This window comes from Arthrobacter sp. CAL618 (genome assembly GCF_000468215.1).
Taxonomy (GTDB): Bacteria; Actinomycetota; Actinomycetes; order Actinomycetales; family Micrococcaceae; genus Arthrobacter_D.
The window spans coordinates 70,215-84,785 of the sequence record NZ_ASZW01000246.1; the positions used below are offsets into that span (position 1 = coordinate 70,215).

Genomic DNA, 14,571 nt, shown 5'->3' on the forward strand with positions numbered 1-14,571 from the left:
GGCGGGGATTCTTTGCATTTCAGGTGAGAAGCGGGATTGACTCCACCGGGTTAAGCGTTTGAATAGATAGTAGGCAATTCCATCTGGGCGCCACGGTTTCGGCCCAACCCGGTTCGAGACCTCGGCCCCCGCTGAGAGGACGACCCATGGATGCTGCCAGTTTCATCCTTCAAGCGGCGATTGCCCTTGCGCTGGTAGGGATCCTCTCCGCGGCAACCGCCTTCGCCTTGTCCAGGTGCCTGAGGCGGAACGACGACGCCGACTCCCTGTTCTGGTACGGATTCTCGGGTTTACTGGCGGTCGTGTTTGTCATCATCGGCGCGGTAGCAACAGTTCCCGGGAGCGGCGGATTGGTCAGCGCAGGGGCACTGGTCTTCGCTGGCGTAGCGATGGGCTGGCTGTGGCGGGGCGAGCGTGAACGTCGGCGCAGGGTCCTGGCCGAGGAGATTCGGGAGGTGCGCGAAGGTCTGCGGACCAGGCACGAGAGAGTCCTGCAGCAGTGGGTCACCTATGAGCTGGATCCGGCCGCGGTAATCGACTTCCCGGCGATGACTGACCTCAGCCGTAGCGACACCTCACAGTTGATCCGTTCGATGCGTGCGGCGGCGCTGTTGCGGGAGCAGTTCGAGGGTGGCGACGTCGGCAGCTCCGAGTATGAAAGGGCCGTAGCAGGGCTGGAGGCGGCACTACGGGCCGCCGAGACGGCCGCCGGGGTTATCCGGACCGACCCGACGGGGCGCGAGCTACCGGCCACCGGCAAATCCATCTAGTCAGTCTCCGGGCGGCTCTGGCCGAGCTGCTGGGCAGCGTGTAAGTTTAGGCACATGAGAACATTAATTTTCGAGTAGTCCCTCAGGGATTACCTGCTGCCTACCGAAAACCATGCTCGTCGAGGCCGTGCCTCCGAGCGACGTTTCTTACTCACCCAGTGGCCGTTGAATCCAGTTCGGCGGTCGACTATTTAAGGATTACCATGACCGACCAAGCGAAAAACCACACCAGTAATGCCCAAGACCAGACCGACGAACTGTCGATACATTTATCGGACTCGGCGGCAAAAAAGCTTCAGGACGACCCACGGGCCAAGCTTGCACTGGAGAAAAAGAACCCAGACTTCGGGAAGCTGGCGGGATCGCGGAGCACCGGGCCCAACCACCAACCGGTTCACCGCAGTGGGAAGCAGGGCAAGACCGAGAAGAAGGCTCGCTGGTAGGCCGTCGCCCCGAGACGGCGGTGTCACCGACCCGAAATGGGGCTGGCCGTTAAATTGAGACTGGCTCCGCGTTCTGCGTATGGGGGAATCGCAGAATGGGGAGCCAGCGATCTCAGTATACTTCAAATTTTGTACTGGAAGTCCAATTGAGAGGTTGTAATGGCAGTCACAGCTAAGTCATTTCAGCTGTGGCGTGCTCGGGTCGCACCCGAGGATACCGTCGCGGACCTTTGCCGCAAGGCAGGAATCAAGAGATCCACCCTCGGCCAGCAGCTGGTTCGGGGGAAGGTGGCGATCGGGACCGTCGTCAGCAGTGCCCGAGCCTACGGCCTGAACCCAGCACAGGAGCTCGGCAATTTCGATGGTTACCGGGACCTGCCCACAGGGATCCGGGAGCCAACCGACGCAGAGCTGGTCAGCCAGGTTTCACACATCGATATTCTGAGACTCCTTGTGGCCCGTAGCCAGGATGAAGAAGAGGCGGGCCGCGAAGTCCGGTTTGAGCTGGCACCGTTTCCGCATCGAAATTCGGTGCGGGCGTGGATTGACGCCGTGGATCGGGGCGAACTGCGCCAGGGACTCGCCGCCAGGGCAGGGATTGCTCCGCAGAATTTATCGGCCCAGCTCACTGCTGGCCGGCTGACCCCTGAACTCGCTGTCGAGGCTGCGCGGGTCGCGGAAGTCTCTCTCACCAGCGGGTTGGTCGTAACGAGCCTCCTCACCTCGGCTGAGGGCGGGTGGCCAGCCGACGGCCGGAATCGGGCGTTGGGTATGTTGTCCGATGCAGACCTTGTGCTGCTGGCCCGCGACCGGCTTGATGTGCTGGGCAAGTCATTGAAGAAGCTCGAGCTAGCCAATAGCCGAGATCAGAACCTTTGGGAGAACCTCGGATGAATGGGCAAGTGATCCAGTGGATAGTGCTGGGGCTTTGCATAGCGTTTGTCCTGCTGCGCCTTCCTGACGCTATCCGCGGGCGGGGGCGGGGGATTTTCACTGCTCTGGTGCTGCTGGTAATTGCCGTGGGGCTGAGCTTGCCGCAGATTTACCTCCCCTGTGACCGGTTTCTTGGCGGAATCAACATTGCGAACCTCATCATCAGGCTCTCCCTGTATGCGGTTTTCGTGCTGCTTGGTCTCCGCATCGCCGCGGCGTTCAGGTCGCCACGTACGCGCTGGCTTATCGTCGGTCCAATTGGCGTCACAGTGTTGGCAGTGATCGTTCTGGCTACCGTCGTACTCTTTGCGATGAGCGACCTCCCGGAAAGCTCTACTGGCCTGTTCGCCTACGGGGGTCAGGAAACGGTTCGTCTTTACGCGGAGGCCGGGAGGCTCTACCCGGGTTACGTCGCAGCCTGCCTGGTCCTGCCCGCCCTTAAAGACCTCGCGGATCCTGCCGGGCGGCCCGCGCACCGGAGCGCATCGGCGCTGCTGGCCGTCGGGTTCGGAGCAGTTGTGGTCTTTGCAGTGGTCAGCCTCGTGCCCGGGACGCGCCTTGGGGTCTGGGAGATTGGTCTGCCCTTCGGCGCGATCGTGCTGGTGACGAGCGGCCTGACGATCATTTGGGCGTCACGAAGGCGGACCGAGTTGTCGCCGCGCACCAATCAGCTGGCGTGATTTTTGACGTTTTTGTGATTGATTACCCCCTGGGTATTCACGTTTTCATCATCGTGTGGCAAAATTATGATTGTGTAACTCCGCTTGCCGTGGGGGACGGCGGAGCTACAGAGCGGGGTGGGGCGTCCATTAGAACGGGTGGACGCACCTACCCGCTCTTTGGGTGTCAGCCGGTCCAGGCGTAGCGTTTCTCCGGCCGGCCCGCGGTGCCATATTTGGGCGTGATCTTCGCTTGTTCCCGAGCCACCAGGTACTCGAGATAGCGACGAGCGCTCACCCTCGCCAACCCGAGTCTCAGGGCAACCTCCGATGCCGACGACCCTTCAGGGGCCGACCGGAGATCACCGATCACTGCAGCAAGGGTGGGACCGGATAGCCCTTTCGGGAGGATAGGCGGGAGCATTGCTTGCGACGATCGAGATCCACCGACCGCTCCCCGTTGCTCCTGCGCGGGGCCCAAGAGCGAGTCAATTCCCGCCTGATCGAGCGTAGGAGACCCCCCGGCACTGTGTTCGAGGATGCTGCGCCGATGGGCAACATACTGATCAAGACGTTCCAGTAGGACCTTCGAGTTGAATGGCTTCACCAGGTAGTGCAGCACACCACTGGCCATCGCAGCGCGCACCGTCTCGAGTTCACGGGCAGCGGTAATCGCAATGATGTCCACGGGGTCGCCTGGTAAATTCCGGGCCGCGCGTAGCACCTCAATACCCGATAGATCCGGCAGGTGAATATCCAGCAGCACCAACTCTGGTCGGTCGTTGGTAATTAGCTGCAACCCGTCGGTTCCGTTGTAGGCAACGCCGACCACGTCAAACCCCCCATGGGCCAGCAGGAACCCGGTATGGATCCCAGCTACCTCCCGGTCATCATCGATGACTGCGGTGCGGATCAATTGTGTCACTGGCGCTCCACGCCCACTGCGACCGGCGCAGGGGCGAGGCTGACCCTGAACTCTGCACCCCCGAGTGGGGAATCGGTCACGGAAATCTCACCCTTCCGGCGTTCAGTCACCCGCTGAACCAGTGATAGCCCAAACCCTCGGGCAGCTGATGGGCCGTCGGCCTTGGTGGTGATGCCGCTTTCGAAGATCTGCTGCCGCGCAGACTCCGGGACGCCTGGTCCGTCGTCGGACACCGTGATCACACACCCCGCCTCGTTGGCTATCGTCGAAATATGGATCGTCCCGTTCGAGACGATCGCCTCCATCGCATTGTCGATCAAATTTCCGAGGATGGTCACCTGGTCGGTGGTCCCGTCGGGATTTAACGTCGAATTCCCGTCAACAATCACCTGGATGTTCTTTTCCTCACCGATCGTACTCTTCGCCATCAGCAGGCTCGCGGCGTCGGGGTCGGTGATTCCCGGGCAGAGGTCGCCGGAGACCACTGATCCACCGTGCCCCGAACGGGTGATGAAATCAACTGCCTGTTCGGTCCGGCCGAGTTCCAGCAGACCGGAAATGACGTGCATCTTGTTGGAGAACTCGTGGGCCTGCACGCGCAACGCCTGGGTCACATCCCGGGCACCGTCCAGGTCCTGCAGTAGCTGGTGCAATTCGGTGCGGTCCCGGAGGATCAGCACGCTACCCACTCGTCTACCGTCAACAACCGCGCGGTTGGCCTGGGCCAGCAGCACCCGTTCGCCCACCAGCACTGTGGTTTCCATCGCCCCGTCCGAATCGAGCATCCCGCCGAGGGCTGGCTCCAGCACTTCATCGATGGGTCGCCCAACGGCCGAGTCATCAAGACCCAGCAGCCGCCGCGCCTCATCGTTGATGAGTGCCAGGTTCCCGCGTTCGTCGACGGCCACCATTCCTTCGCCGATGCCGTGGAGCATGGCGTCCCTGGTCTCGAGCAGGGTGGCAATTTCTTCAGGTTCGAGTTTGTAGATCCGGCGCCAGACCAAGCGGGACACGTAAATGGCTCCTGCCGATCCCATCAGGGCCGCAGCGATCAGCCAGATCAACAACTGGGGCAGATCCTCCTGAAGGTCCTGGCTGAGCCGGGACTCGAGGATTCCCACCGAAGCGGTACCGATCACCGAGCCGTCGGCATCGAAGATGGGGACCTTCACGCGCCACGACTCTCCCAGCGTTCCTGTCTGGGTGCCCACGAAAGTTTCACCCGACAATGGAACTGAGGGGTCAGTGGAGACCATGCTCCCGATCATTTCCGGGTTTGGATGTGAGTAGCGGATCCCTGAGTCATCGGTGACCACCACGTAGGTGACGTTGGTTGACTGGGCAATCAGTTCGGCTATCGGCTGGATGGTGTCGCTGGGACGTTCGTCGTCGAACGCCTCGATGATGGTGGGCAGTTGCGCCACCGATTGCGCGACCCCAACCATGCGCGATTCGTACGCATCGCGAATCTGCTGCTCCTGCATTCGGATTGCCACTGACCCAGCGATGAGAACAATGATCAGCACGATCGACAGCTGCAGCAGAAACAACTGTGACCTAAGCGACATTGACTGGATCATGAAGCTATTTTGGCACGTCAGAGCCCGTTCGACGCCGTGCACCCCATGACCGTAATGACCAATACGCGCGTTATGTCCACATTCTTCCCCGCTGGACCATCGCTCCCTACGATGAACCGGACGGCTTGGTGATCTGCATCACGCCCAGGAAAGGAATTCATCATGAAGCTTGATCGCCCAATGAAGCGAAGTTCAGCTTTGGTCGCTGCGGCGGCCGTATCGGTATTGGCCTTGTCGGCGTGCGGTGACAGCGGTGCCGAAACCCCCGAAGGCGGCATAGACCGCCTGAACATCGTGGTTCCCGCCGATCCAGGCGGTGGCTGGGACCAGACCGGAAGGGCCATCCAGGCCGATCTCGAGGAAAACGAGCTGGTCGGGAGCGCCTCAGTGGTCAACGTCGGCGGCGCCGGTGGCACCAACGGCCTCGCCCAGCTCGCCACCGAACAGGACCCCAACACCCTCATGGTGATGGGCTACGTCATGGTGGGTGCAGTGGAGACCAACTCCGCGGAAACCCGGATTGAGGACACCACCCCAATTGCGCGGCTCACTGACGAGCCGCTGATCGTCGTCGTACCAGCCGATTCCCCGTACCAGACCATTGAAGACCTGGTTACTGACATTGACGAGAACGGGCAGGCAGTATCGGTCACTGGCGGGTCGGCTGGCGGCGCGGACCACATTCTCGCGGGAATGATCCTCGAGGCCGAGGGAGTAGCCCCCGACAAGCTCAACTACATCCCGTACTCCGGCGGCGGCGAATCGTTGGCTGCGCTGCTGGGCAACCAGGTATCGGCTGGTATCTCAGGTGTCGGCGAATACGCTGAACAGGTCAAAGCCGGAACGGTTCGCGCGCTGGCAGTCTCCGGCGAGGAACCTGCCGGTCAGGTGCCCGAGGTTGAGACCCTGACCGATCAGGGCATTGACGTGGTTCTGACCAACTGGCGCGGCGTCGTCGCTCCAGGCACGATCGACGAGGAGCAGGCAGCCGTCCTGACCGAGCTGATCACCGAACTCCACGAAACCGAATCGTGGCAGGAGACTCTGACCGAGAACAACTGGGCTGATGCTTTCCTCGTCGGCGAGGAGTTCCAGACGTTCCTCGACGAGGACATCGAGACGGTCAAGACCACCCTGACAGACATCGGTCTGCTGTAGCCGTTATGAGCACTCACCCACCAGAGGCACAGACCGGCGGCGTTGACACCGCTGTCGGTCGGCCCATCGGAGAAATCATTTTCGCGGCGGGGGTCCTCAGCCTCGGCATTGTCGGGTTTGTTGCCGGCGCAGGCATCAAGATGCCGCCGTCAGCCACCGGTATTGGCCCCCGCGAATTCCCTTTCATCGTGTCAGGTCTGCTGATTTTCCTTGGCACCGCCATCATCATTCAGCTGCTGAGGGGCCGTCGAGGCGCCCCCGAGGAGGGCGAAGACGTGGACCCCAACGCGAAAACCGACTGGCTGACGGTTGCCAAGCTGGTTGGGTTCGTGGCGCTGCACATTCTGCTTATCGTGCCAGCAGGCTGGCCGGTTGCCGCTGCGGTCCTGTTCTTCGGGGCCAGTTGGACCCTGGGCAGCCTGTCGTGGTGGCGGAACGCGGTGATCGCCGTCGTCATGGCGTTGGTGCTGCAGTTCGTGTTTGCCGGTCTCCTGGGCGTCTCGCTGCCCGCCGGGTTCCTCCTGGAAGGGGTTGAGATCTTCAATGGATAACTTCATGGCCCTGATGGAGGGTTTCTCGGTTGCCATGCAGCCGATGTACCTGCTGTTTGCCCTGGGTGGAGTGCTCGTGGGTACTGCGGTTGGGGTGCTACCCGGTATCGGCCCGGCGATGGCTATCGCGCTGCTGATGCCCATCACGTATAGCCTCGACCCGACTGCCGCCATTATTGTGTTCGCCGGGATCTACTACGGCGGCATGTACGGCGGGTCAACGACGTCGATCCTGCTCAACACGCCGGGTGAATCGGCGTCCGTGGTCACTGCCCTTGAGGGTAACAAGATGGCGAAAGCGGGTCGCGGAGCGGCCGCGCTGGCGACGGCGGCGCTCGGCTCGTTCGTCGCGGGCACCATTGCCACCGTGCTGCTGACCTTCCTCGCTCCGATGCTCGCCGAGTTCGCGGTTCGGATTGGCCCGGTTGAATACGTTGCCCTGATGGTCGTCGCCTTCCTTACCGTCGGCGCGCTGCTGGGTGCCTCGGTGCTGCGCGGGCTCGCATCATTGTGCATCGGTTTGTTCCTTGCCCTGGTTGGTGTTGACGCTCTGACCGCCCAGCAGCGCTACACCTTTGGCAATCCGTTCCTCACCGACGGTATCGACGTGGTGCTGGTCGCTGTGGCGCTGTTCGCGATGGGTGAGGCACTCTACATCGCTTCACGGATGCGCCACGGGTCGGTCGATGTGATCCCGGTCAGTGGCAACTGGCGGAAGTGGATGAAGCGGGAGGACTGGCGCCGGTCCTGGAAGCCCTGGTTGCGGGGCACTTTCATCGGGTTCCCCATCGGGACCATTCCGGCAGGCGGCGCCGACGTCGCCACCTTCGTCTCCTACGCGGCTGAACGCAAGCTCGCCAAGGGGGAGGACAAGGCCCAGTTCGGAAAGGGTGCCATCGAGGGAGTTGCCGGTCCCGAATCGGCCAATAACGCTGCCGCTGCGGGTGTGCTGGTTCCGCTGCTAACGCTGGGTATCCCCACCACCGCTACGGCGGCGATAATGCTGGTGGCCTTCCAGCGGTACCAGATCCAGCCTGGCCCCCTGCTGTTCGAGGTCGAGGGCGCGCTGGTTTGGGCCCTGATTGCCAGCCTCTACGTCGGCAACCTGATGCTACTGGTGTTGAACCTGCCGCTGGTGGGGCTATGGGTGAAGATTCTTCAGATCCCCCGTCCCTACCTGTACGCAGGGATCCTGGTGTTCGCAGCACTAGGGGCGTTCTCGGTGAACTTCACGCCGGTGGATGTCTGGATTCTACTGATCATCGGGATTCTCGGGTTTTTCATGCGGCGCTATGGTTACCCGATCGCGCCGCTGGTGGTGGGGCTGATCCTCGGTCCCATCTTCGAGGATCAGCTCCGTCGGTCCATGGCCATCTCGCAGGGTGATCCGACCGCGTTGATTACCTCACCGATTGCGGCGGTGATTTACGCGACCCTCGCGCTCATCTTCGCCCTGTCGTTCTGGATGAAGAAGCGCCAGAAGGCGATGGAATCATCAATGGCTGAAGACTCGGTCACCAGCGGAGGGGGAGACCAGGCCCGAGCCTAGGCGTAAATCCGCCTAGGCGTCGTGGTCTGTCTCCAGGATCTGCGCCAGGCCCTCGAGGGCCTCCTCGGCACCGTCGCCGTCTGCACGAAGGACGACGACGTCGCCGTGGGAGGCCCCGAGGCCCATCAGCGACAGGATGCTTGACGCATCCATCGCATCTTCAGCTGGTTCACCCTCCATGGCGATGGTGACTTCCAGTGGGAGCTCACCTGCCGCCTCAGCGAAGATTGCTGCGGGCCTTGCGTGCAGGCCGACACGGCTCGCGACTGTGGCTTTGCGTTCTGACATAGGGTTCCTCCTTGGTTGGGGCGCTTACTGGCCCAGGGTTTCCAGAATGGGGAGCCGTTCACGGACGGCGGTGCGTCCGAGGTCGGCTGTTGGAGCGGCGAGGGCTAGCGCCGCCAGCTCCTGGGCTTCGGTGCGGGTCACTGAGGCGAGAACCGCAGCGACGGTGGGGAGCGATCGGGCTGACATGGAGAGAGTCTGAACTCCCAATCCCACCAGCACGACGGCGAGGGCGGGGTCAGCTGCAGCCTCGCCACACACCCCCACCGGCTTCGCGTCCNCCGCCGTGCCTGCGGCTGCCGATTCGGCGCCGGCGACCGTGAGTTTGATCAGCTGCAGCACGGCAGGCTGCCAGGAGTCGTTGAGGGTGGCCAACTGTCCCAGCTGCCGGTCGGCGGCCATCGTGTACTGGGTGAGGTCATTCGTTCCCAGCGAGGCGAACCCCACATGCTGCAGGATGGCTTCGGACGTCAGCGCAGCCGAGGGTACTTCGACCATCACGCCGGGCTGGTCGAGGCCCTCGGCCAGGCACATTTCACCGAAGGATTTCGCCTCGGCGGCAGTTGAGATCATCGGTGCCATCACCCATACCTCCGCCTTCGTGTCGGCGGCGGCCCGGGCGATCGCCTGAAGCTGGCGGGTCAGCACGCCGGGGCTGACGGATCCGGTCCGGTATCCCCTCACTCCCAGCGCAGGGTTGGGCTCCGAGGCGTCGGTGAGGAACGGTAGCGGTTTGTCAGCGCCCGCGTCGAGTGTTCTGACCACCACCTTGCGGCCCGGGAACGCGTCGAACACCTCCCGGTACGCTGACGCCTGCTCTTCGCCGCTGGGCTCGGTCTCACGATCCAGGAAGCAGAACTCGGTACGGAGCAGGCCTACACCTTCGGCCCCAGCAGCTGCTGCAGCGCGAGCATCCTTGCCGGATCCAACGTTCGCCAGTAGCGGCACCAGGTGTCCGTCGGCGGTGGCACCCGTCCCATTGAACGTCCCGAGTGCGGCGGCCTGTTCGACCCAGCGGTCCGCCGCGGCGCGCTCGTCGTCGCCGGGGTCGGTGATGATGGTGCCAGCCGCCCCGTCGACGTACACACTTGTCCCTGCCTCGATGGTGTCGGCGCCGGTTGCGGCCACCACTGCCGGGAGGCCCAGCGCGCGGGCAAGGATCGCGGTGTGGGACTGAGGGCCGCCGCTGCTGGTGATCAGAGCCAGCACCTGGCTGGAGTCGAGGGTTGCCGTGTCCGCCGGAGCAAGGTCCTCTGCCGCGAGGATGAAGGGTTGCTCGGAGGTCGGAACGCCCGGTGCCGGAAGCCCGCGGAGTTCGGCCACCAGCCTCGCCCGCACGTCGTGAACGTCCTGGGTCCGTTCGGCCATGTAGCCGCCGAGACTGAGCAGCATCTCGGCAACAGCCGAACCGGCTTCCCAGACGGCACGTTCGGCTGAGGTGCCGGCAGCGATGAGTTTGGCCGCCGATTTCAGGAGCATCGGATCGGCGGCCATCATTGCTGTCGCCTCCAGCACTGCACTTGCGTCCTTCGTCGCGGCATCGGCGCGCCGCTTCAACTCGGCCTGGACGGCCTTGGAGGCCGTCTTCAGCCGTGCGGTCTCCGCCTCGGCGCTCGTGTCCGAACCCCACCGCTCGTCTGCGTGTGGTTCCCTTGCACTGGCAGGCATCTGTAGGACAGGCCCGATCACTCGGCCAGGGCTAACCCCGACTCCGGTTAGTTTCGTCATTGAAGTACCCTCCCGGGTTTCGGTTAGGCGGCGACCGTCTCGATGACGGGGGTGTCTTCGGTCTTCCGCGTGGCGAAGCGCTTCAGAGCCACCACAGTGAGAGCCGAAATGATGGTGCCCGCAATGATAGCCAACACAAACATAGCGACATTCCCGATGGCAAAGAAGACGAAGATGCCGCCGTGAGGTGCCTGAGAGGTGACACCGGAGCCCATTACGATGGCTCCGGTCACCGCCGAGCCGAGCATGCTGGCGGGAATGACACGCAATGGGTCGACCGCTGCGAACGGAATCGCACCTTCGGAGATGAAGGCCGCACCCAACAACCAGGCTGCCTTGCCGTTCTCCCGCTCGGCCACTGAGAAGCGGCGGCGGTCCAGGACGGTGGCGAGTGCCATGGCCAGGGGTGGGACCATGCCGGCTGCCATTACAGCGGCCATGATCTGCCACGGCGCCTGGTTGGCGACGGCTCCCGCTCCGAGACCGGCGACGGCGAATGAGTAGGCGACCTTGTTGATTGGTCCGCCCAGGTCGATGGCCATCATGAGTCCCAGGATTACCCCAAGGAGGACCGCTGCCGCGCCGGTCATGCCGGAAAGCCAGTCGTTCAAAGCGTTGGTCAGCGAGGCGATTGGACCGCCGAGAACCAGGATCATCAAACCTGAAGCCGCGATAGAGGCGAGTAGCGGAATGATGACCACCGGCATCAGGCTTCGGAGCCAGCGTGGCACCTTGATCCGTCCGATCATCATGGCGATGTAGCCCGCCAGCAGACCGCCGACGATGCCGCCCAGGAACCCGGCGCCCATAAAGCCTGCCACTGCGCCAGCGACAAAGCCCGGTGCGATACCTGGCCGGTCCGCCAGTGCGTAGGCAATGTAACCAGCGAGGGCCGGGATCAGGAAGCCCATCGACAGGGCTCCGATCTTGAAGAACACCGCGCCGAGGAAGACCGCAAGGCCCTCTGGTGGCAGGTTGAGCAGGGTGTACTGGGCGAGCATCGCGTCGCCGTTACCCACGCCCTCATCATTCGACAGCGCGATTTCGTAGCCGGCGAGGAGGAAGCCAAGTGCAATCAGGAGACCGCCACCTGCAACAAAGGGGATCATGTAGCTGACGCCGGTGAGGAGTGCCCGCTTGAGTTGACGCCCCACACCCTCGCCGCCGCCGCCGTCGTCGGTCTGCTGTGACTCGGAGTCGGTTGACCCCTGCACGCGTCGTGCGTTGGGGTTGTCAGCGGCAGCGAGCGCCTCGTCGACCATGACGCCGGGTTCGTCGATGCCGCGCTTGACCGGTGAGGTGATAACTGGCTTCCCGGCGAAACGGTTCCTGTCCCGCACGTCGACGTCGACAGCGAAGATCACCGCATCGGCAGCCGCGATCACCTCCGGCGGGAGGGGTGTGGCGCCAGAGGAACCCTGGGTTTCGACCTGAAGATCGACCCCGCGCTCCTTGGCTGCGGCGACCAGGGAATCGGCGGCCATATAGGTGTGGGCAATGCCGGTGGGGCACGCGGTTACGGCGACGAGCCNCGGCGAGGTGCCGATGGTGGGGTGCCGGTGGGCGCCGCGGTTGATTCTCCGGGCGTGCTTCCTGATGCCGCTGTGGACAGTGCGTCCGCGGACTGGGCGCTCTTGCGAGGACCGGCGTCGAGGGCACCCTGAACAAGGTCAACGATGTCCTGGGGCGTTGCCGCGGCGCGAAGGGCCGCAGTGAAATCTTTTTTGATCAGCGATCGCGCCAGTTTGGAGAGCAGCTGCAGGTGTTCCTGGTCAGCGCCGTCGGGGGCCGCGATGAAGAACACGAGATCGGCGGGGCCGTCCTTGGCGCCGAAGTCTACGGCGGGGTTAAGCCTGGCCATTGCGAGGGTGGGCTCGGTGACCGAGGTTGACCGGCAGTGGGGGATAGCGATGCCGCCCGGTATACCCGTGGCGGTCTTCTCTTCCCGGGCCAGTGCATCGGCGTAAAGTCCGTCAGCGCCGGTTGCCCTGCCGGTGGCAGCAACCTGATCCGCGAGTCGGCGGATCACCTGCTGACGGTCAGAACCCAAATCCTGATCCAGTGTGACAAGGTCGGTGGTTATCAGCTGTGCCATTGATCTTCCTCCTTTGGAAGTGGTGCATTGAGCGGTGTGTCGGTTGGTGCATTGTGGAGGGGAAGCCGCCGGGTGGTGACGGCCTCCGGAGTCGTTTGATTGAGAGCTGGAACTGTTGAACCGGGCAGCGCAGCGGCGGCTGATCCGTGGGCCACCGCCTGGCGGAGGCTCTGTTCGGGCGTTCCGCCAGCAGTGTGTGCCAGAAGGTAGCCGGCAAGGGCCGAGTCACCCGCCCCGACGGTGGACCGCGCGGCGACCGGTGGGTGAGTCGCTTCCCATGCCTCAGCGGCGGTCACCAGAAGGGCGCCCCGTGCTCCGAGTGTCGCGAGGACAGTGCCGACTCCAGCGCCCACCAAAGCTGCCGCAGCTGAGGCAGCGAGGGTGGAGTCGGCCTCAAGGGCGTCGCCGTCGGCCACGCCGCTCAGTTCGGCAAGCTCTTCGGCGTTGGGTTTCAGCAGATCCGGCAAAACGTTTGCCGCAAGGGTGTCGATGAGGGGCGCACCGGAGGAATCGACAGCGATCAGTGGTGGGTTGTCGGGGTAGCGCGCCCTGACCGCCTGGATCACTGTCGCGTAGAACGTGGTCGGGACTCCCGGCGGGAGCGAACCGGCCAGAACCAGCCAGGCAGCGCCGGAGCATTCAGAGACCACCGTTTCCAGCAGGTGGGCAAGCTCGGTCGATCCGAGAGCCGGCCCGGGCTCATTGATTTTGGTGGTGGTGCCGTCAGGTTCCGTGAGGGTGATGTTGCTGCGCAGTGGGGTGCCGATCGGTACGTTCCGGAACGGTACGCCAGCGGCGCGGAGGCCTGCGAGCACCGGGTCGTCGGGATCTCCAGGGAGCACAGCTGTCGACGCCACGCCTGAGGCATTGAGGGCGCGGCAGACGTTGACGCCTTTGCCCCCGGATTCCTGATGCGCGTTGGTGGCACGCTGCACGCCACCGCGCATCAGTTCATCGGCAAGTTCAACAGTCCGATCGAGGCTGGGATTTACCGTCAGGGTGATGATCACGCGACCACCACCTCTACGTCAGCGTCGGCCAGAGCTGCGGCCAGGACGGAGGGGGGTGTCCGGTCGGTAACCAGGGTGTCAATGTCGGTCAGGGAAGCGAAGCCGACGAGAGTTTCCTGCTCCAGTTTCGACGCGTCCACCACCGCGATGACGCGGCGCGCCGACCTGACTATGGCGGTTTTGACTGCAGCTTCGTCGGGGTCGGGTGTGCTCAGTCCAAAGGTCGAGTGAACGCCGTTCGCCCCGATGAAGGCGATATCGGGGCGGTAGCCGTGAAAACGATCGATGGTGTGGCTCCCGACAGCGGCGCTCGTGAGGCCCCGCACCCTCCCGCCGACCAGTTCAAGGTGCAGATTGGAGGACGCAATCGACTGAGCGATGGGAACGGCGTGGGTGATGACCACGAGGCCGGCTCTGGCCTCGTGTGCCAACAGTTCGGCGAGGTGACCGGTAGTGGTGCCAGCATCGAGGACTATTGATCCGGCGTCGGGAATCATGGCGAGGGCGGCCTTGGCGATGCGTGCCTTTTCGTTCTGATGTTGGCCTGCGCGGCTGTTTAGGCTCAATTCACTGGTGCTGCTGTAGCCACCTGTGACCGCGCCCCCATGGACCCGGCGCAACACCCCAGCATCTTCGAGCAGTGCCAGGTCGCGCCGGACTGTCTCCCTGGTGATGTTAAAGCGTTCAGCTAGTTCGGCGACGCTGACGCGGCCTTCGGCTAGGGCGATTGTGGCGATCTTGCTATGGCGTTCTTCGGCGAACACTGCGGCCTCCTTGCGGCGGTGACTACCATCACAATAAATGTCTGATTGAGTGACTATATCTGTGTTTATCTTTGTTTGTCAATCATTTTTTGGCAGAAAAAAGCGCCATCGGCCGGGCCGG

The 14,571-nt window shown here is 63.4% G+C and carries 13 protein-coding genes and 1 pseudogene; 7 read left to right on the top strand and 7 right to left on the bottom strand.

Annotated elements, in window-relative coordinates; all coding sequences use genetic code 11:
- Positions 1 to 146 precede the first annotated feature (146 nt).
- The 4 genes from K728_RS20240 (at position 147) to K728_RS19605 (ending at position 2,826) form a co-directional block, all read left to right on the top strand.
- Positions 147 to 770, top strand: coding sequence for a hypothetical protein (locus K728_RS20240; protein ID WP_024477174.1), 624 nt, complete (start codon positions 147 to 149; stop codon positions 768 to 770).
- A gap of 203 nt (positions 771 to 973) precedes the next feature.
- Positions 974 to 1,213, top strand: coding sequence for a hypothetical protein (locus K728_RS0114880; protein ID WP_024477175.1), 240 nt, complete (start codon positions 974 to 976; stop codon positions 1,211 to 1,213).
- Positions 1,214 to 1,372: 159 nt separating this feature from the next.
- Positions 1,373 to 2,107: a hypothetical protein gene (locus K728_RS0114885; protein ID WP_024477176.1), complete on the top strand. Its 735-nt coding sequence runs from the start codon at positions 1,373 to 1,375 to the stop codon at positions 2,105 to 2,107.
- Positions 2,104 to 2,826 (top strand): hypothetical protein, encoded by a 723-nt coding sequence (locus K728_RS19605; RefSeq protein WP_024477177.1) that lies wholly within the window; start codon positions 2,104 to 2,106, stop codon positions 2,824 to 2,826. The genes K728_RS0114885 and K728_RS19605 overlap by 4 nt, the downstream gene beginning before the upstream one ends.
- A gap of 166 nt (positions 2,827 to 2,992) precedes the next feature.
- Here the strand turns inward: K728_RS19605 and K728_RS0114895 are convergent, their stop codons facing one another.
- Together K728_RS0114895 and K728_RS0114900 are read right to left on the bottom strand one after the other, a co-directional pair.
- On the bottom strand, positions 2,993 to 3,730 hold the full coding sequence (locus K728_RS0114895; protein WP_051317706.1) for a response regulator: 738 nt from the start codon (positions 3,728 to 3,730) through the stop codon (positions 2,993 to 2,995).
- The gene (locus K728_RS0114900) at positions 3,727 to 5,280 is read right to left on the bottom strand and encodes an ATP-binding protein (protein WP_443110997.1); all 1,554 of its coding nucleotides are present in this window, start codon (positions 5,278 to 5,280) and stop codon (positions 3,727 to 3,729) included. Before K728_RS0114900 ends, K728_RS0114895 begins: the two co-directional genes overlap by 4 nt.
- A 192-nt stretch (positions 5,281 to 5,472) precedes the next feature.
- Here K728_RS0114900 and K728_RS0114905 point away from each other — a divergent pair, with 192 nt between their 5' ends.
- From K728_RS0114905 to K728_RS0114915, 3 genes are read left to right on the top strand one after another with little or no spacing between them, the layout of a single operon-like run.
- A complete protein-coding gene (locus K728_RS0114905) occupies positions 5,473 to 6,468 on the top strand; it encodes a Bug family tripartite tricarboxylate transporter substrate binding protein (protein ID WP_019483953.1) in 996 nt (331 codons plus the stop codon).
- Between the two features lie 5 nt (positions 6,469 to 6,473).
- Positions 6,474 to 7,019, top strand: a complete 546-nt coding sequence (locus K728_RS0114910; protein WP_024477180.1) for a tripartite tricarboxylate transporter TctB family protein — start codon at positions 6,474 to 6,476, stop codon at positions 7,017 to 7,019.
- A complete protein-coding gene (locus K728_RS0114915; RefSeq protein ID WP_019483951.1) occupies positions 7,012 to 8,568 on the top strand; it encodes a tripartite tricarboxylate transporter permease in 1,557 nt (518 codons plus the stop codon). The genes K728_RS0114910 and K728_RS0114915 overlap by 8 nt, the downstream gene beginning before the upstream one ends.
- 12 nt (positions 8,569 to 8,580) lie before the next feature.
- Here K728_RS0114915 and K728_RS0114920 read toward each other — a convergent pair whose 3' ends face one another.
- From K728_RS0114920 to K728_RS0114940, 5 genes and pseudogenes are all read right to left on the bottom strand, one after another.
- Positions 8,581 to 8,856: an HPr family phosphocarrier protein gene (locus tag K728_RS0114920; RefSeq protein WP_024477181.1), complete on the bottom strand. Its 276-nt coding sequence runs from the start codon at positions 8,854 to 8,856 to the stop codon at positions 8,581 to 8,583.
- Between the two features lie 24 nt (positions 8,857 to 8,880).
- The gene (ptsP, locus tag K728_RS0114925) at positions 8,881 to 10,581 is read right to left on the bottom strand and encodes a phosphoenolpyruvate--protein phosphotransferase (protein WP_024477182.1); all 1,701 of its coding nucleotides are present in this window, start codon (positions 10,579 to 10,581) and stop codon (positions 8,881 to 8,883) included.
- Between the two features lie 23 nt (positions 10,582 to 10,604).
- A pseudogene (locus K728_RS19610) lies at positions 10,605 to 12,676 on the bottom strand (PTS fructose transporter subunit IIABC).
- Complete coding sequence (locus tag K728_RS0114935) at positions 12,664 to 13,686, bottom strand: 1-phosphofructokinase family hexose kinase (protein WP_019483947.1); 1,023 nt, start codon at positions 13,684 to 13,686, stop codon at positions 12,664 to 12,666. Before K728_RS0114935 ends, K728_RS19610 begins: the two are co-directional and overlap by 13 nt.
- Positions 13,683 to 14,450 (bottom strand): DeoR/GlpR family DNA-binding transcription regulator, encoded by a 768-nt coding sequence (locus K728_RS0114940; RefSeq protein ID WP_019483946.1) that lies wholly within the window; start codon positions 14,448 to 14,450, stop codon positions 13,683 to 13,685. The genes K728_RS0114935 and K728_RS0114940 overlap by 4 nt, the downstream gene beginning before the upstream one ends.
- Between the last annotated feature and the right edge of the window lie 121 nt (positions 14,451 to 14,571).